The sequence below is a fragment of the Nonomuraea sp. NPDC049637 genome (assembly GCF_040675235.1).
GTDB lineage: Bacteria > Actinomycetota > Actinomycetes > Streptosporangiales > Streptosporangiaceae > Nonomuraea.
The window spans coordinates 38,069-54,503 of sequence record NZ_JBFAOM010000037.1; the positions used below are offsets into that span (position 1 = coordinate 38,069).

The window sequence follows — 16,435 nt, forward strand, 5'->3', positions numbered from 1 at the left end:
ACGGTCACCTCGACCGCAAACCGGACATCATGTCCACTTAGTTCGAGGAGCCCCTCATGGCCGTTCTGCTGCACCTGGACGCCAGCGCCCGACGCCGTTCGATCAGCCGCGAGCTCGGCGACGCCTTCGCCGAGGCGTGGCGGTCCGCCCACCCCGAGGGCACCTACGTCCACCGCGACCTGGCCGCCGAGCCGGTGCCGCACATCGGGGAGGCGTGGACCGAGCTGTGCGACTACGTCATGGCCAACCAGATCACCGACATCTCCCGCTACCACGAGGCCGCCCGCACCCCGGAGCAGGCGGCCGCGTGGGCGATCGTCGAGCCGCTGCTGTCGCAGCTGGTGGCCGCGGACGTGGTGCTGATCGCCACCCCGATGTACAACTACTCGATCCCGTCGGCGCTCAAGGCGTGGCTGGACCAGGTGACCTTCCCCAAGATGTCCCTGGCCGGGCGGCGTTTCGTGATCACCACCGCGCGCGGCGGGGCCTACTCGCCCGGCGCCCCCAAGGCCAGGTTCGACTACCAGGAGCGCTACCTGCGTGACTTCTTCGCCGGCCACTTCGCCGTCGAGGACACCACCGTCGTCGCCGCCGAGCTGGCCAACTCCCGCATCGACCCCGGCCTGTTCCACCTGCGCGCCCAGCACGACGAGCTGTACGCCTCCGCGCTGCGCGGCGCCCGCGACCTGGGGAAGGAGTTCTGACGATGAACTGGCTCATCCTCGGGCTGGCCGGGCTGGTCGAGATCGCCTGGGCGCAGAGCATCAAGCCCACCCAGGGCTTCACCAGGCCGCTGCCCACGCTGATCTGCTTCGTCCTCATGGTGGCCGCGGTCTGGCTCCTGTCGTACTCGATGAAGACCCTCCCGGTCGGCACCGCGTACGCGGTCTTCACCGGCATCGGCGCGGTCGGCGCGATCGCCCTGGGCGTCGTCGTGCACAAGGACCCGTTGTCGATCGGCCGGATGGCGGCGCTGGCGCTCATCGTCGGCGGCATCGTGCTGGCCCGCGTCACCAGCCCGGAGTGACCCCTCCCCCTCCGGACGGGCGGCCGGGCTCAGCTCGGGCCGAACCAGCGGGCGAGGGCGGCCCTGAGGCCGTCGGGGCCCGCGCCCGCCCAGGCGACGTAGCCGTCGGGCCGGACGAGCAGCGCCGGGGCGGGGGCGTCGGCGGCGGCGGTGGCGGCCACGTGCCGGACCCGGTCGAACCAGGGCGCGGCGGCGGCGGCCAGGGCGTCGCCGCCGGTCAGGTCCAGGAGCAGGGGGCGGGCGTCGCGCATCAGCTCGGCCAGGCGCCACGACCGCCCGTCGCCGGTGGTCAGCGCCAGGGACGGCGCGAACCAGCCGGTGGGCCCGGCGGGCCGCTCCTCCCCCATGTCGTGGCGGACGTCGCCGCCCGCCATCAGCTCGGCGATCATGCGCAGGTTCTCCGTACGGCCCAGGAACTCGGCGAACAGCCGTCGTAGCGCGGTGACCTCGGCGCCGGGCGCCAGCAGGGCGGTCGCGGCCAGGGTTTGGGTGACCACGCGTTCCGCGCACGCGCGGCGCTCGGTCTCGTAGCTGTCCAGGAGCCCTTCCGGGGCCTGCCCCCGGAGCGTGGCGGCGAGTTTCCAGGCCAGGTTGGCGGCGTCCTGGAGCGCCAGGTTCAGGGTGGGCCCGTGGCTCACCTGGGCGGCGTCGCCGGCGATGAAGACGCGTCCGGCGCGGTAGCGGTCGGCGAGCCGGGTGTTGCGCCCGCACAGCCGGCGCAGCATGACCGGCGCTCCCTCGGGCGGCGGGCTCAGCGGCAGGCGCACCCCGAGGACGCGTTCGACGCTCTTCTCCATCTCGGCCAGCGTCATCGGCGCGCCCGGCCCCGGGAAGCCGCCCGCCGGATGCTCCTCCCACTCGGCGGTGTTGATCAGCGGCCGCCGCGGGTCGTGGGCCAGGAGGGTGAAGACGCCGCGATCGGTGCGGTGGAAGTGGGCGGGGATCTCGCCGAGCCCCTCGATCAGGACGCGGCCGCCGGGCAGGACCCGGAAGTGCTCGCTCGGGCCGATGAGGGCCGAGCGGTCCACGACGTGGTCGTCGCTGACGCCAGGGAAGCCGATGCCCGCCGCCTTCCTGACCATGCTGTGGCCGCCGTCGCAGCCGACCAGGTAGCGGGCGGTGAGGGTGGTCTCGGCGCCGCCGGGGCCGCGGGTCACGACCTCGACCCGGTCGGCGTCCTGGCCGAAGGAGATCACCTCCTGGCCGCGCCGCACCTCCGCGCCCAGTTCGGCCGCGCGCGCGGCGAGCACCCGTTCGAGGTCGCGCTGGTCGCAGGGCAGCAGGTACATCGGGTTGGCCGCGCCGAGCGTGTGCAGCGGCAACGGCATCCCGCCGAAGAAGTAGCCGGGCGCCGGCGCCGGGACGCCCCGGCCGCCGCAGCGTTCGTACAGGCCGCGGTGGTCCAGCAGCCGGACGACCTGGCCGGCCAGGCCGTGGGCCTTGTCCGACAGGTCGGGCTCCGGCCGTCGTTCCAGCACCAGCGGCCGCACGCCGGCCAGGCGCAGCTCGCAGGCGAGGAAGAGGCCGGCGGGCCCGGCGCCGACGACGATGACGTCGAACATCATGGACGGTCCTTTGGGTACATGGCTGTATCTAATTCCGGCCACCGTAGGGCCCCGAGTTAAGATACGCAAGTGAATCTCAAGCACCGTGCCCCCGGCGGCGCGTCCCGCCGTCGCGGCCCCGCGCTGGAGGAGGCGATCCTCGACGCCGCCTGGCAGGTCCTGGTCGAGCACGGCTACCACGGCTTCACCTTCGAGGCCGTCGCCGCCCGCGCCGGCACCAGCCGACCGGTGCTCTACCGGCGCTGGCCCCGGCGCGACGACCTGCTGCTGGCCACCCTCGCCAAGTTCTGGCGGCTGATCGACGTGCCCGACACCGGCAGCCTGCGCGAGGACGCCGTCGGGTTCCTGCGCAACGCCGGCGACGACCGCGCGGGCATGCTGACGCTGATGAGCGTGCAGCTCGCCGACTACTTCCGGGAAGCCGGCACCAGCCTCACCGAGCTGCGCGACACGCTGCTGCCACCCGGCCGGGCGACCGCGTTCGAGACGATCGTGGGCCGGGCGGTCGAGCGCGGCGAGCTGCCCGACGTGCCGCGTTCGTCCAGGGTGGTGAACCTGCCGCTGGACCTGCTCCGGCACGACATGCTCGTCACGATGCGCCGGGTGCCGGAGGAGTCGATCGCCGAGATCGTGGACGAGGTGTGGCTGCCCCTGCTGGGCGCGCCCCCCGGCTGACCAGCGGCCGCCAGGGGACCGCCTCCCCGTGACGGCGAGCCGGTCAGCTCCCGTAGTAGTCGCGGATCTCCCAGAACCTGGACGGGTGCCCGTCACAGGTGTACTGGACGGCCTCCAGGTTGTTGGCGGTGCTCACCCCGCCGGCGATGGTCAGGCACTTGGCAGTCTGCACGTTGCGGAACTCGACGTACTGGCCGACGCGGTTGCCGAGCGCCCAGTAGCGCGAGGGGTGGGTGTCGCAGGTGTACTGGAGGGCGACGACGTTGTTCTCGGTGCTGACGCCGCCGGCGATGGTCAGGCACTTGCCGGTCTGGCGGTTCCTGACCTGCAGGGCCGCGCTGGAGTAGCCCCAGACGTCCCAGCGGCGGGAGGGGTGGCTGTCGCAGTCGTACTGGACGGCGTGCACGTTGTTCTCCGTGCTGACGCCCCCGGCGATGGTCAGGCACTTGCCGGTCTGCCGGTTGACGAGCTGGACGTTCGACGCCGCCCAGACGGACGAGGCCGAGGCGGGCGCCGGGGCGCAGGTGAGAGCGAGGACGAGCAGCGGGGCGGCGACGGCCGCCGGGCGAAGGAGGTGTGTCTTCATGCGACCAAGCGTGCGACCGCGCGGGCCCGTACGGCCTGAGTAGCGCGTACTCAATGTGCGCCGGCGGGGTTGTGCGCCTGGACGATCATGAATGAGGATCGGGCACATGACAACACAACGGATTCAGGGAAGGGTCTTCGGCGAGGTCGCCGACGAGTACGACAGGGTCCGGCCGGGCTACCCGGCGGAGCTGGCCGCGGACGTGCTGGCCTACGCCGGAGGACCCGCGCTGGAGGTGGGCGCGGGCACGGGGAAGGCGACGGAGCTGTTCGCGGCGACCGGAATCGACGTCGTGGCCACCGAGCCGGATCCGGCCATGGCCGCCGTGCTGGCCCGGCGGACCGCCGGCCGGCCGAACGTGACGGTCACCGTCTCCACGTTCGAGGAGTACGTCCCGGAGCGGGCGTTCGGCCTGCTGTACTGCGCCCAGGCCTGGCACTGGGTCGACAAGGTGGTGCGCTGGCAGCGCGCCGCCGCGGCGCTGGCCCCGGGCGGCGGGCTCGCCCTGTTCTGGAACGCCGACTGGCCCGCCGACGAGGGGGTGACCGCGCGGCTGCTGGCCGCGCACGAGCGGTTCGCCCCGCACATCAGGCCCAACACCGGCCCGATCGGCAGGCCGGTCGGCGAGGAGGCCGGGGCCCGCGAGTGGGCCGCGGAGGTGGGGCTGCCGGCCGAGTTCGGCGACCTCGGCACCCGGCTCTACCGGTCGGGACGGACGGTCTCGGCCGCTGACTACGTCGCCCTGCTGTCCACCCAGTCGTCCTACCGCCTCCTGGCCGAGGACGTGCGCGAGAACCTGTTCGGCACGCTCCTCGACACGCTCGGCGACCAGGTCGTCCTGAACGTCGAGACGGTCCTCTACCTGGCCCGCCACCTCCCCTGACCGGCGGCACGGCACGGACGGGCGCGCCCCGTCACGGCTGGGCCCGGCCGGTCGCCCACGCCCATCCCGCGATCATCACCCGGTTCCTCGCGCCGATCTTGCGCTGGACCGCGGCGACATGGTTCTTCACCGTCCCCGGGGACAGGAAGAGCTCGGCCGCGATCTCCGCGTTGGTCCGTCCCTGAGCCACCAGGGCCACGATCTCGTCCTCCCGCTCGGTCAGCACCACGTCCGAGACCTCCCGCTGCGGGCCGCTGCCGCGCAGCAGCCTCACGGTGAGCTCGGGGCTGATGAGCATGTCGCCGTTCACGGCCGCCCGGACGGCCTCCACGAGCAGCGCGGGGCCCGAACGTTTCAGCACGAACCCGGCCGCGCCGTGCCCGAGCGCCGCCCGGACGTACTCCTCCAGCCCGAACGTCGTGACGACCACCACGTGGATGCCGGTGCCGGACAGGGCGCGAGTCACCTCGATGCCGTCGGCGCCGGGCATGCGGACGTCGGCGAGCACCACGTCCGGCCGGACGGCGAGGGCGGTGTCGATCGCGGTGCGCCCGTCGGCCGCCTCGGCCACCACGCTCAGGTCGGGCTGGGCGTCGAGGATCAGGCGGAAGGCGTCGCGGATGCCCTCCTGGTCGTCGGCGACGAGGATGCGGATGCTCACCCAGGAGATTGTCGCAGCGGCAGCCGCGCCGTCAGCGACCACCCGCCCGGCGCCCGCCCGTCCGGCCCCCACGTGTCCGGCCCCCACGTGTCCGGCCCCCACGTGTCCGGCACGGCCCCGGCGACCAGCTCGCCGCCTTGTTCGGCGACGAGCGCGGCCAGGCCGGCCAGGCCCGAGCCGCCGCGGCGGCGGCCCGCGGCGCCGGACGTCCCGTCGTTGGTCAGCGTGATCTCCAGGACGTCGCCCGGCGCCGTGACGGACAGCTCGACGCGGCCGGCCCGGGGCGCGTGCCGCCGGATGTTGGTCAGCCCTTCGATCACGATCCGGTAGGCCAGCGCCGCCGTCTCCGCCGGGACGTCCGCCGCGCGGTCGATGCGCACGCCGACGTGCGCCGGACCGGCGGCGGAGAAGCGCACGGCGGCCTCGGCGATGCCGTCCAGGTCGCCGGACGGGCCGAGGGGCCGGTCGTGGTGGAGCATGTCGAGCGTGCGGTCGAGCGTGGACAGGGCCCGTTGACCGGCCGCCTCGACGCGTTCCAGCGCCCGCAGCGGATCGCCCGCGACGGTGCCCGCCTGGGCGTGCGCGACCATCTCGCTGATGTCGTGGGCGAGGAAGTCGTGCAGGTCGCCGGCCAGCCGCAGCCGCAGGACGGTGCGGCCGTCGGCCACCGCCCGCCGCTGCCGCGCGTCGAGCAGGCGCAGGTAGGCGCCCACGGCGGCGCCCGCCAGCACGCCCGCACCCCAGAACGCGCACGCCCCCACCGCCTCCAGCGCGGAGGCCGGCGTGAAGACCCGCGGCAGCCAGGTGGCCGCGGCGAGCCCCGCCAGCAGCGCCGCGGGCACCGCCCGGCGGCCCGGCGCGTACCGGACGACCAGCCCGGCCGCGACCGTCAGCGCCGCGCTCTCGGCCATGCCCAGCGCGCCGGCGACCGGCGTGGACGGCCCCCCGGCGGCCCGCCACAGGACCGTGACCGCCAGCGACGCGCCCGCGGCGGGAAGGAGCAGCCACGCCAGCCACCCGGCCCTGCTCCCGGTCAGGAACAACCCGGTCGCCGCCACGGCGACGGCGACCGCCGCCGGCAGCCAGGCGGCGACCATCCACAGCACGTTCACCCGGGACACGATATGCGCCCGCGCCGCGCGCCCCCACGTGCCGAACGGCACTGCCGCGGCCTGCGGAAGGTGCCGAACGGCATCTGCCCGCTGTGCGCCCGCGCTGGAAGGCTCGTAGGCATGACGATCTTCACTTCCGGCCGGTACGGGTACGCGGCGGCGCTGTGGGCGGTCGCCTACGGCCTGCTCGGCGCGGCGTGGGCGCTCGGGGCGCCCGGCTACCCCTGGGGGGCCGACGACCCCGACCCCGACGGCGCGCTGTCGATCCTGGCCGGCACGGCGCCGCCGTTCGGCGGGTGGATCGCGGCCTTCTCGGCCCTGACGGCCGCGACCGCACTGGCCCTGACCCGACGCAACGGCGACCGCCCGGCGAAGGGGGCGTGGGGGCGGCTGCCGGTCCTTCTGGCCTGGCCGATCGCCGCGCTGCTGGTGCTGGTGGTTCCGGACTCGCGGCTGATGATGGGCGTCGCCTACACGCCGTTGCTCCTGGTCGCGCCGCTGTTCGGCTGGGGGCTGGGCGGCGCGACGTTCGCCGACGCCTGGCCGTGGCCGGTGCTCAACCAGCTCGTGTGCGTGCTGGGCGGCCTGCTGCTGGCCGCCGCCGCGCGGGACCACGGGCGGGGGCGCGGGAACTGGTTCACCCCGGCGCGCGGGCGGATCGCGGTGTACGTGGCGGTCGCGGTGCCGCTGGTCTACTGCGCCACCCGGTGGGCCTGGGCGCTGGGCATCCCGCTCGGCGTGAGCGCGAAGTTCCTGGCCGAGGGCGAGGACGGGCTGTGGCTGGCGGGGGCGTACCTGGCGACGTTCGGGGCGCTGGGCGGCGTGCTGACGCTCGGGCTGGTGCAGCGGTGGGGCGAGGTGTTCCCGCGGTGGATCCCGGGGCTGCGCGGCCGGCGGGTGCCGCCGCTGCTGGCGGTCGTCCCGGCCGGGTTCGTCTCGATCATCATCACGGTGGCCGGGCTCACCTACATCCGCTGGACCGTGGCCGGCCGGTTCGCCCTGGAGGAGTGGGGAGCCTGGCTGCCGGAGTGCTTCTGGCCGGTGTGGGGCGCCGCGCTGGCCACCGCCGCCGTCTGCCACCACCGGCGGCGCCGGGAGAGCCCGCACCCGGCGGCGCGGGTCAGCCCGCGCTCTGCCGCTCGGGCTCGATGAGCAGGACGACCCGTTCCTCCGCGCGCGAGTAGGGGCCGCCGATGTACTTCGCGGCGATCCGGTCGACGATCTCCCAGCCCGCCTCTCCCTCGACCCACTCCACGACCCTGCCCCTGACGAGCACCGGCCGGAACGGGTCGCCGGGCGGCGTCAGGGAGAGCGCGACCCGCGGGTCGCGCCGCAGGTTGAGCGCCTTTCGGGAGCGCGGGCCGGTGAGGATGGCGACCTGGTCGCCGTGCGTGCCGATCCAGACCGGGACGGAATGGGGAGCGCCGTCGGGCAGGACGGTGGCGAGGTGGGCGATGGGGGTGCCGTCGAGCACGCCGCGCACGTCGGGGTCGAGGTTCATGGTTCTCTCCGGGTCTGTTGAGTTCCTTGAGGAGACTCCGTAACCGTAGCACTCGGAGTTCCTTCAGGGAACCCCAAGAGGTAGAGTGGCCTCATGCAGCGCACGAACTTCGCGGAGATGGCCTGCTCCATCGCCCGCACCCTCGACGTGATCGGCGAGCCGTGGTCGCCGCTGATCCTGCGCGACGTGTGGGCCGGGATACGGCGGTTCGACCAGCTCCAGGCCGATCTCGGCATCTCCCGCAAGGTGCTGACCGAACGGCTCGCCCACCTCGTCGACCACGGCGTGCTCGAACGCCGCCCCTACGACCGGCGGCCGCGCCACGAATACCACCTGACGGCCAAGGGCGCCGAGCTGGTCGACCTGCTCATGGTCATGGCCGGATGGGGTGACAGGTGGCTCGCGGGCGAGGCCGGGCCGCCCGTGCTCTACCGCCACCACGCCTGCGGCGAGATCAGCGCCGCGGAGCTGCGCTGCGCCCACTGCGGCACGCCGATGCACGCCGGCGACGTCGACCTGCTGCCCGGCCCCGGCGCGGCCGGAAGCAGCCCCGGGTGAATCGGCGGCCGTCGCCACGGACGGCCCGAGGTCCCGCCCCACGGGGCCGGTTCGCCTCGATCGTCCCCCGTCTCACGGACGCCGACCAGCGGGAGCCGGAGCTCTTCGACCACGTGGGAGCCGAGCCGGCCGCGGGCCGGACCTTCGGGCTCGGGTGGCGCTTCTGAACGCCCGGCAGACTTTCGTCACTTACCGTGTCTTTGCCGTTCCTTGGCGTTACGATCGGGGAAACCTGTCGTCACTGATCGATCACGGAGTGCCGTATGGAGCGAACGGTTCTGGCCGCCGTCACCGAACATCCCGACGCCGACTCGGCGCTCGCCGAGCAGATCCGCCGGGTGTGCGCCGAGATGGGCGAGCTCGGCCTCCAGGTGCGCTGGACCCGCCGCACGGCCGACGCCCTGGCGGTGGTCGGGTCCGACGCCTCGCTCACGGCGATCCTGGCGGCCTGGGACGCGCCCGGCGCCGAAGACCTGCTGGCCGCGGTGGCCAAGCGCTTCCGGGGCCTGCCGGTCTTCCTGATCACCCAGGACCAGGAGCTGCCGCTGTGGGTGTACGAGGTCATCCAGGGCTACGTCTTCCCGCTGGAGGACACCCCGCAGTTCATCGCCGGGCGCATCGCGCACGCCGCCGAGCAGTACGCCGACCAGATCCTCCCGCCGTTCTTCCGCGCGCTGCTGCACCTGGAGGACCATCACCCCTACTCCTGGCACACCCCGGCGCACGCGGGCGGCGTGGCGTTCCTGAAGTCGCCCGTGGGCCGGGCCTTCTTCGACTTCTACGGCGAACGGCTGCTGCGCACCGACCTGTCGATCTCCGTCGGGGAGCTGGGCTCGCCGCTCGACCACACCGGCCCGATCGGCGAGGCCGAGCACAACGCGGCCCGCGTCTTCGGCGCCGAGCGCACGTTCTTCGTGGTCAACGGCAACTCCACCGCCAACCGCATCGTCGGGCACCACGCGATCGCCCGCGGCGACACCGTCCTGGTCGACCGCAACTGCCACAAGTCGATCCAGCACGCGCTGGCGATCAGCGGCGCCCGGCCGGTCTACCTGGTTCCCGAGCGCAACGGGCTGGGGCTGGCCGGGCCGATCCCGGCCGCCGCGCTGGAGGCGTCCGCCGTCCGGGCGCGGGTGGCCGGCCATCCGCTCGCGGCGGGCGACCCCGCGTACGCGGTCGTCACCAACTCCACCTACGACGGCGTCTGCTACGACGCGGTCCGGGTCGCCGAGCTGCTGGGCCCCACCGTGCCCCGGCTGCACTTCGACGAGGCGTGGTTCGCCTACGGCCGGTTCAACCCGCTCTACTCCCGCCGCTACGCCATGTCGGTCGACGAGCGCACGCTGCCCGGCCCCGAGCGTCCCACCGTGTTCGCCACGCAGTCCACGCACAAGCTTCTGGCGGCACTTTCCCAGGCCGCGATGTTGCACGTCCGGCCCTCGCCGCGGGCGCCGGTCGACTACGACGCGTTCAACGAGACGTACCTGATGCACGCCTCGACCTCGCCGCTGTACCCGATGATCGCCTCCCTCGACGTGGCCGCGGCGATGATGGACGGCCCCTCCGGGTCGTTCCTGACCGGCGAGGCGATCGTCGAGGCGGTCCGGTTCCGGCAGGCGATGACCCGGCTGGCCGCCCGCATCCGCGAGGACGGCCGCCGGCCCGGCTGGTTCTTCGGCCTCTGGCAGCCGCCCTCGGTGCCCGACCCGCACACCGGCCGGGCCGTGCCCTTCGCCGACGCCGACCCGGCGCTGCTGTGCTCGGAGCCGCGCTGCTGGGTGCTGGAGCCCGGCGCCGCCTGGCACGGCTTCGACGGCATGCGCGACGACTACGCCCTGCTCGACCCGGTCAAGGTGACGATCACCTGCCCCGGCGCCGACGCGGCCGAGGGCACGCAGGAGTGGGGCATCCCGGCCAAGGTCGTGGCCGCCTACCTGCAGCGGCGCGGCATCGTGGTGGAGAAGACCGGCGACCACACGCTGCTGGTGCTGTTCTCGATGGGCATCACCAAGGGCAAGTGGGGCACGCTGATCGACGCCCTCACCGACTTCAAGAACGCCTACGACGGCGACCGGGCGCTGGCGGACGTGCTGCCCGGGTTCGGGCCGTCCGGGGTGTCGTTGCGGGCGTTCTGCGGCCGGGTGCACGCGAAGCTGCGCGACTCGGGCGTGGGCGCGCTGCTCGACCAGGTCTTCACCGCGCTGCCCGAGCCGGTCGCCACGCCCGCCGACGTCTACCAGGCCATGATCCGCTCCCGTACCGAGCGGGTCCCGCTGGACCGGCTGGCCGGGCGGGTGGTGGCGGCGACCGTGGTGGTCACCCCGCCCGGGATCCCCATGCTGATGCCCGGCGAGGCGACCGGCGCGGCCGACGGCCCGCTGCTGAGCTACCTGCGGGCCCTGGAGGACTTCGACCGCACCTTCCCCGACCTGGCCACCGACATCCACGGCGCCCACCGCGACGCCGAGGGCCGCTACCGGGTGGAGGTCCTCCGCGACTGACGGCCGCCCCCGCCGGGCCGTCAGAGCAGCGCCGGACCGTCAGGCCGGGGCCGGCGCGGCGGGCCGGGGCCAGGTCAGGGCAGGGCCGGTACGGCGGGCCGGGCGTCGGTCCAGCCGACCTCGGCCAGGGTCGTGACGGACGACTTCGCGGGCCCCTTCCCGCCGCCCCCGGCGCTGTACTCCTGCGACAGCAGCGCCATCCTGCCGGTGTCGACGATCAGCCGGGTTCTCGTCCGCGTCGCCGCCTCGCCCGTCCCGTTCAACGTGTCGATCAGGACGACGGCGCCTGGCCTGCCCAGCTCGTCCTCGGCGTTGCCGTCCGCGCGCACGCCCGGCATGGTGAGCATCGCCTGGTAGGCGGCGTTGCGCACCTCCTTCGGGGCGGGCAGCACGTGCAGGAGCTGGGGCAGCGTCCCGGCCACCCAGCCGGGCAGGGCGCTGTCGGGGATGCGGCCGACCCGGCCGGCCCTGGTGAGCCAGTCCTTGAGCAGGGCGGGGTCGGCGGGCAGGCGCTGGACCTCGTCGTAGGTCAGCAACTGCCCGGCCAGCTCGAACTTGACGGACTCCCGCACGGCCCCCACGTGCCCCTTGGCCGGCTCGGTGGACAGCCGCACGGTCTTCCCGTCGATCGACTCGCTCCACCTGGCGGGTGAGCCGTCCCGTCGCCAGGCCTTCTTGTCGGCCGGGGTCGGCGGGGTCGCCCCGAGTTCGCGGTAGGCGTACCAGGCCCTGCCGTCGGGGGTGGTCCACCGTTCGATGATCTGCTTCTTGACCAGCGAGTACGGGTGCGCCCTGGTGCCGAACCGCCACTCCTGCGGCATGGCGAGCAGTTCCTTGACGTGCCAGTAGGCGCCCTCCGGCGGGGCCGCCGCGGCCGGCGCCGGCATGCCCAGGGCGGCGCCCACCGCCAGCCCGGCGCCCATGGCGATCAGGCGGCGGAACGTCGCCGCCGCGGTCCATGAATACGAAGTCATGACCGTCCATACGCCTGAGCCGCCCGAAGGGTTGCCCGCCGCCTTCCTGCGCTCTCGCGGGCAACCGCCGCCGACGCCCAGGCGTATAAGGAAGCGTGAAATCGGACAGACAGCCGTGAGCGCCACGGAACACGACTTCGGCGCATTCGTGGCCGCACGTGCCACGAGCCTGCTACGGGTCGCCTACCTCGCCTGCGGCGACGAGGCGGAGGCCGAGGACCTGCTGCAGACCGCGCTGGAGCGCACCTACCGGAACTGGGACCGGGTCCGCCACGACAGCCCCGAGCCGTACGTGCGCCGCGTCATCGTCAACGCCGCCATCAGCCGGGCCCGCCGCCGGGCGATCCTCAGGATCGTCCCGATGCACAGCCCGCCGGACACGCCGGACCGGGCGACGGACACCGACCTGCGCCAGGTGCTCATGGACGCGCTGCGCGCCCTGCCGCCCCGGCAGCGGGCGGTGATCGTCCTGCGGTACTGGGAGGACCTCAGCGAGGCGCAGACGGCCGAGGTGCTCGGCTGCTCGGTCGGCACGGTCAAGAGCCAGGCGTCGAAGGCGACGGCCAAACTCCGTTCGGCCCTCGGACGGGAGACAGTGGAAGGAGTGATCAGGAATGCCCACGCTTGAGGAGGAGCTCCTCCGGCTCATGACGGAGGAGACCGCCCGGCTGCACGCCGCGCCCGACCTGGTGGAACGGGTGGTGCGCGGGTCCCGGCGCAGGCGGGCGAGGGGCCGCATCGCGGCGTTGTCGGCGTCCGTGGCGGTCGTGGCCGCGCCCGTGGCGTACCTGGGCGCGAGCACGGTGACCGCGACGGGCGGCCAGGTCACGATCTCCGTGACGCCGGAGCCGCCCGCCATCGACGACACCCCGCCCCCGCCGTCGGAACCGCCGAGCCTCGGCGACCTGGGCGACGGGACGACGTTCGGGCACGTCAAGGTGGGATACCTGCCCGAGCGGCTGAAGTGGTCCGGCTGGTCGGTGGACTTCGGCGACAAGTACACCACCGCCTACTTCTACGAGGGCGACGACCCGGGCTCCTACCGGGTTCAGATCTACATGTACGAGGAGGGGGCCGTCCAGGAGGTCGGCGACCGGATCGCGGCCTACCGCGACGAGGGGGACGGCGAGGAGGTGACCGTCGGCGACCGCGGCGGCTACCTGGTCGTGCAGAACGTCGGCGAGGACGGCATGAAGGGCACGCCCACCCTCTTCCTCCGCATGGGCGACCGGCAGTGGGCCGAGATCATGTTCAGCCCGACGTACGCCAAGGAGTTCCGCGACGCCGGGGCCGTGTCCGCCGAGCTGAAGAAGATCGCCGAGGGGCTCACGCCCAACCCGTGACCGCCTCCGCCTCCACCGCGTCCCCCGCGGACGTGCGCGCCACAATACCTCGGGGGGTATATTGGCGGTGGAGGTGGAGCGAATGGACATGAACGCGGCCGTCCTGGCCGAGGCGCTCACCCGGCTCAAGCGGGCCCACGGCCAGCTCGGCGGGGTGATCGCCATGATCGAGAACGGTGACGACTGCGAGCGGGTGCTGACCCAGCTCGCGGCGGTGTCCAAGGCCCTGGACCGGGCCGGATTCAAGATCATCTCCACCGGCCTGCAACAGTGCCAGGCGGCGCGCGAGCGCGGCGAGGAGCCCGCCATCACGCCGGAGCGGCTGGAGAAGCTGTTCCTGGCCCTGTCCTGACTCAGCACCGATCTCCCCCACGGGCATCCGAAGGCGGCGGCTGAACCCGTACGCCCGAGCATGCCCGTCTTTTTACCTGCCCTATACCCCCCAGGGTATCAATGGGTAGGACGGTCCTGACCGGACCGCGACTGCGACGACACGAAGGCGGCGAAGACGATGAGCACGATCCACGTCGAGGTGGTGGAGACCTCTTCCCTGGGCGACCGCAGCTATCTCGCCCACGACGGCCAGGTCGCCCTGGTCGTCGACCCGCAGCGGGACATCGACCGGATCCTCGCCCTGGCCGGACGGCTCGGCGTGCGCGTCACCCACGTGGCCGAGACCCACCTGCACAACGACTACGTCTCGGGCGGCCTGGCCCTGGCCCGGGTGACCGGCGCCGCCTACCTGGTCGCCGCCGACGAGACCGTGGAGTTCGACCGCCAGCCGATCGCCGACGGCGAGGAGGTCACGCTGTCCGGCGCCATGAGCGTCCAGGCGGTGGCCACGCCCGGCCACACCTTCCACCACCTGTCCTACATCCTGACCGGCCCGGACGGCCCCGAAGGGGTCTTCACCGGCGGCTCCCTGCTCTTCGGCACCACCGGCCGCACCGACCTGCTCGGCGCCGAGCACGCCCACGACCTGGCCCACCGCCAGCACACCTCGGCGCACCGCCTGGCCGACCTGCTGCCCGACGGCGCCCACGTGTGGCCCACCCACGGCTTCGGCAGCTTCTGCTCGGCGACGCAGGCCGACGCCCCGGCCTCCACGATCGGCCGCGAGCGGCAGGCCAACCCGGCGCTGCGCCTGGAGGCCGACGACTTCGTCGCCCAGACCCTCGCCGGTCTCGACGCCTACCCCGCCTACTACGCCCACATGGGCCCGCGCAACTCCGAAGGCGGCGGCCCGATCGACCTCACCCCCGTACGGACCGCCGACCCCGAGGAGCTCAGGAAGCGGATCGCGGCCGGGGAGTGGGTGGTGGACCTGCGCTCCCGCAAGGCGTTCGCCAGCCGCCACCTGACCGGCACGCTCAGCTTCGGCCTCGACGGCCCGATGTCCACCTGGCTCGCCTGGATGGCTCCCTGGGGCGCGCCGATCACCCTGCTGGGCGAGGACGCCGCGCAGGTCGCCGCCGCCCAGCGGGAACTGGCCCGCATCGGCGTCGACCGTCCGGCCGCCGCCGCGACCGGCGCCCCCGGCCAGTGGGCCGGCGGCCACGACGAGCGGCTGGGCGAGCTGGCGGTGGCCACGTTCGCCGACCTGGCCGCCGTCCGCGCCGGGCGCGCGCCCGCGCACCTGCCCGCCCCGGACGTCGTGCTGGACGTGCGCATGACCAACGAATGGCGGGCCGGCCACGTCGCGGGCGCCACCCACATCCCGCTGCCGGACCTGCCGCACCGCCTGGCCGACGTCCCGGCCGGCACGGTGTGGACACACTGCGGCTCCGGCTACCGGGCGGCCGCCGCCACCAGCCTGCTCGCCCGCGCCGGACGCCGCGTGGTGCACATCGACGACGCCTACGCGGCGGCCGCCGAGGCGGGCCTGACCATCACCGGCGACTGACCCGGCCGGTTCGCGCCGCCGTGCGCGTCCCGGGCCGCCGCGACGTGCGGCTCGACCTGCCGCGCGCACCACACCGCCCCGCGCCCCGGCGCGCCCCGGCGTCAGGAGCGGGCGTGGCGGTCGAGGCCGAGGGTGGAGATCAGGTCCTCGTGCAGCTCGAACCAGACGCGGTGGCAGGAGTCGACGTCGGTGCGGTCCACCCAGGCGCCCTCCCCGTTGCGGGCGCGGGCCAGGGCCGCGGCGAAGCGCCTGTCGTACCCGCCGAACCGGGCCAGGACGCCGGTCAGCCGGTCGGCGAGCGGCTGGAGGGCCCGGCCGACGACGGTCAGCTCGTGCAGGATCCGGGCGTCCCAGGCGGGGTCGGAGTGGTCGTTGACGGCGAGCCGGTCGCGGCCGTCCGGGCGCAGCTGCCAGTCGGTGCACGCCTTCAGCAGCAGGGCGTTCAGCGGCAGGAACTCGCGGTAGACGTCGTGCACCTCCTCGGCGCAGCCGGCCTGGTCGAGCTCGGCGGCCAGGCGCCGCTCGTCCTCGGCCCGGCCCGTCTCGGTGAGCGACCAGCCGCCGGTGCCGGCGAACTCGGAGCGGCTCACCCAGCCGCGCGCCTCGGCGTCGAGCAGCTCCTCCTCCGTCTCGGCCACCCCGAGGGCGTACCGGCTGGCGAGCACGGGGGTGTCGGCGAAGCCGGTGACGCGTACGGCGTGCAGCGCCAGCAGGCCGGGCGCGGACTGCCGGGTCATGAGCCGGCCTCCTGACGGGTGGTCAGGCGGGTGTAGTGCTGCTGGCACGCCTGCGGCGAGTTGAACCCCATCGCCTCGGCCATCTGCGCCCAGGTCAGCCCGGCGCTGCGGGCGGTGAACAGCAGGGCGGACTCGATCGCCTCGACCTCGGCGCGCGCGGCGGGCAGCAGGGCCAGCGCCCCCAGGACGTCCTCCGGCTCCAGGCCGGCGTTGCGCCAGACGGCGAACCGCGTCAGGTCGACCGCCGACGGCGGCACGGGCGGAGGCTGCCACGGGCGCGGGTCGAGCAGGTCGGCGCCCAGGGCCATGAGCCGCCGGCGGCCCTCCTTCTCGCGCTGGGCCTGAAGCTGGTCCGCGTTCGCGGCGCGGACGGGGTCGTGGTTGCGTTGCATGCGGGCCATGATTCACA

Annotated in this window: 19 protein-coding genes; 11 read left to right on the forward strand and 8 right to left on the reverse strand. The window is 74.1% G+C overall.

Going from position 1 to position 16,435, the window contains the following annotated elements; all coding sequences use genetic code 11:
- Positions 1-56 precede the first annotated feature (56 nt).
- Positions 57-704, forward strand: a complete 648-nt coding sequence (locus AB0J71_RS36965; protein ID WP_364418597.1) for an NAD(P)H-dependent oxidoreductase — start codon at positions 57-59, stop codon at positions 702-704.
- Positions 705-706: 2 nt separating this feature from the next.
- Positions 707-1,027, forward strand: a complete 321-nt coding sequence (locus tag AB0J71_RS36970; RefSeq protein WP_352331556.1) for a multidrug efflux SMR transporter — start codon at positions 707-709, stop codon at positions 1,025-1,027.
- 29 nt (positions 1,028-1,056) lie between these two features.
- On the opposite strand, the gene AB0J71_RS36975 is transcribed toward AB0J71_RS36970, so the two are convergent.
- Positions 1,057-2,592, reverse strand: a complete 1,536-nt coding sequence (locus AB0J71_RS36975) for an FAD-dependent monooxygenase (protein ID WP_364418599.1) — start codon at positions 2,590-2,592, stop codon at positions 1,057-1,059.
- 69 nt (positions 2,593-2,661) lie between these two features.
- Between AB0J71_RS36975 and AB0J71_RS36980 the strand changes: the two genes are divergently transcribed.
- Positions 2,662-3,267, forward strand: coding sequence for a TetR/AcrR family transcriptional regulator (locus AB0J71_RS36980; protein ID WP_352330390.1), 606 nt, complete (start codon positions 2,662-2,664; stop codon positions 3,265-3,267).
- Positions 3,268-3,310: 43 nt separating this feature from the next.
- On the opposite strand, the gene AB0J71_RS36985 is transcribed toward AB0J71_RS36980, so the two are convergent.
- Positions 3,311-3,853, reverse strand: a complete 543-nt coding sequence (locus AB0J71_RS36985; RefSeq protein ID WP_364418601.1) for an RICIN domain-containing protein — start codon at positions 3,851-3,853, stop codon at positions 3,311-3,313.
- Between the two features lie 106 nt (positions 3,854-3,959).
- Here AB0J71_RS36985 and AB0J71_RS36990 point away from each other — a divergent pair, with 106 nt between their 5' ends.
- Positions 3,960-4,736 carry a methyltransferase domain-containing protein gene (locus tag AB0J71_RS36990; RefSeq protein WP_364418603.1) on the forward strand — a complete coding sequence of 259 codons (777 nt, stop codon included), beginning with the start codon at positions 3,960-3,962 and terminating at the stop codon, positions 4,734-4,736.
- Positions 4,737-4,767: 31 nt separating this feature from the next.
- Here AB0J71_RS36990 and AB0J71_RS36995 read toward each other — a convergent pair whose 3' ends face one another.
- Positions 4,768-5,397 carry a response regulator transcription factor gene (locus tag AB0J71_RS36995; RefSeq protein ID WP_352330396.1) on the reverse strand — a complete coding sequence of 210 codons (630 nt, stop codon included), beginning with the start codon at positions 5,395-5,397 and terminating at the stop codon, positions 4,768-4,770.
- Positions 5,394-6,509: a hypothetical protein gene (locus tag AB0J71_RS37000; RefSeq protein WP_364418605.1), complete on the reverse strand. Its 1,116-nt coding sequence runs from the start codon at positions 6,507-6,509 to the stop codon at positions 5,394-5,396. The genes AB0J71_RS36995 and AB0J71_RS37000 overlap by 4 nt, the downstream gene beginning before the upstream one ends.
- 120 nt (positions 6,510-6,629) lie before the next feature.
- On the opposite strand from AB0J71_RS37000, the gene AB0J71_RS37005 reads away from it, so the two are divergent.
- Positions 6,630-7,661: a hypothetical protein gene (locus AB0J71_RS37005; protein ID WP_364418607.1), complete on the forward strand. Its 1,032-nt coding sequence runs from the start codon at positions 6,630-6,632 to the stop codon at positions 7,659-7,661.
- On the opposite strand, the gene AB0J71_RS37010 is transcribed toward AB0J71_RS37005, so the two are convergent.
- Positions 7,630-8,010, reverse strand: a complete 381-nt coding sequence (locus tag AB0J71_RS37010) for a PPOX class F420-dependent oxidoreductase (protein WP_364418609.1) — start codon at positions 8,008-8,010, stop codon at positions 7,630-7,632. The genes AB0J71_RS37005 and AB0J71_RS37010 overlap by 32 nt on opposite strands.
- Before the next feature lie 93 nt (positions 8,011-8,103).
- Between AB0J71_RS37010 and AB0J71_RS37015 the strand changes: the two genes are divergently transcribed.
- Positions 8,104-8,568: a helix-turn-helix domain-containing protein gene (locus AB0J71_RS37015; protein WP_364418611.1), complete on the forward strand. Its 465-nt coding sequence runs from the start codon at positions 8,104-8,106 to the stop codon at positions 8,566-8,568.
- Between the two features lie 263 nt (positions 8,569-8,831).
- The gene (locus AB0J71_RS37020; protein ID WP_364418613.1) at positions 8,832-11,069 is read left to right on the forward strand and encodes an Orn/Lys/Arg decarboxylase N-terminal domain-containing protein; all 2,238 of its coding nucleotides are present in this window, start codon (positions 8,832-8,834) and stop codon (positions 11,067-11,069) included.
- A 74-nt stretch (positions 11,070-11,143) separates the two neighbouring features.
- On the opposite strand, the gene AB0J71_RS37025 is transcribed toward AB0J71_RS37020, so the two are convergent.
- Positions 11,144-12,043: a hypothetical protein gene (locus AB0J71_RS37025; RefSeq protein ID WP_364418615.1), complete on the reverse strand. Its 900-nt coding sequence runs from the start codon at positions 12,041-12,043 to the stop codon at positions 11,144-11,146.
- Between the two features lie 115 nt (positions 12,044-12,158).
- Here AB0J71_RS37025 and AB0J71_RS37030 point away from each other — a divergent pair, with 115 nt between their 5' ends.
- The 4 genes from AB0J71_RS37030 to AB0J71_RS37045 all read left to right on the forward strand — a co-directional run bounded on the left by AB0J71_RS37030 (position 12,159) and on the right by AB0J71_RS37045 (position 15,289).
- Positions 12,159-12,671 carry a SigE family RNA polymerase sigma factor gene (locus tag AB0J71_RS37030; RefSeq protein WP_364418617.1) on the forward strand — a complete coding sequence of 171 codons (513 nt, stop codon included), beginning with the start codon at positions 12,159-12,161 and terminating at the stop codon, positions 12,669-12,671.
- Positions 12,658-13,386, forward strand: a complete 729-nt coding sequence (locus AB0J71_RS37035; protein WP_352328989.1) for a hypothetical protein — start codon at positions 12,658-12,660, stop codon at positions 13,384-13,386. The genes AB0J71_RS37030 and AB0J71_RS37035 overlap by 14 nt, the downstream gene beginning before the upstream one ends.
- A gap of 82 nt (positions 13,387-13,468) precedes the next feature.
- Entirely contained in the window at positions 13,469-13,738 is a 270-nt protein-coding gene (locus AB0J71_RS37040) for a metal-sensitive transcriptional regulator (protein WP_352328991.1), read from the forward strand.
- A 159-nt stretch (positions 13,739-13,897) separates the two neighbouring features.
- On the forward strand, positions 13,898-15,289 hold the full coding sequence (locus tag AB0J71_RS37045) for an MBL fold metallo-hydrolase (RefSeq protein WP_364418620.1): 1,392 nt from the start codon (positions 13,898-13,900) through the stop codon (positions 15,287-15,289).
- Positions 15,290-15,390: 101 nt separating this feature from the next.
- On the opposite strand, the gene AB0J71_RS37050 is transcribed toward AB0J71_RS37045, so the two are convergent.
- Positions 15,391-16,026, reverse strand: coding sequence for a transcriptional regulator (locus AB0J71_RS37050; protein WP_352328994.1), 636 nt, complete (start codon positions 16,024-16,026; stop codon positions 15,391-15,393).
- Complete coding sequence (locus AB0J71_RS37055) at positions 16,023-16,418, reverse strand: DNA-binding protein (RefSeq protein WP_352328996.1); 396 nt, start codon at positions 16,416-16,418, stop codon at positions 16,023-16,025. Before AB0J71_RS37055 ends, AB0J71_RS37050 begins: the two co-directional genes overlap by 4 nt.
- Positions 16,419-16,435: the final 17 nt, after the last annotated feature.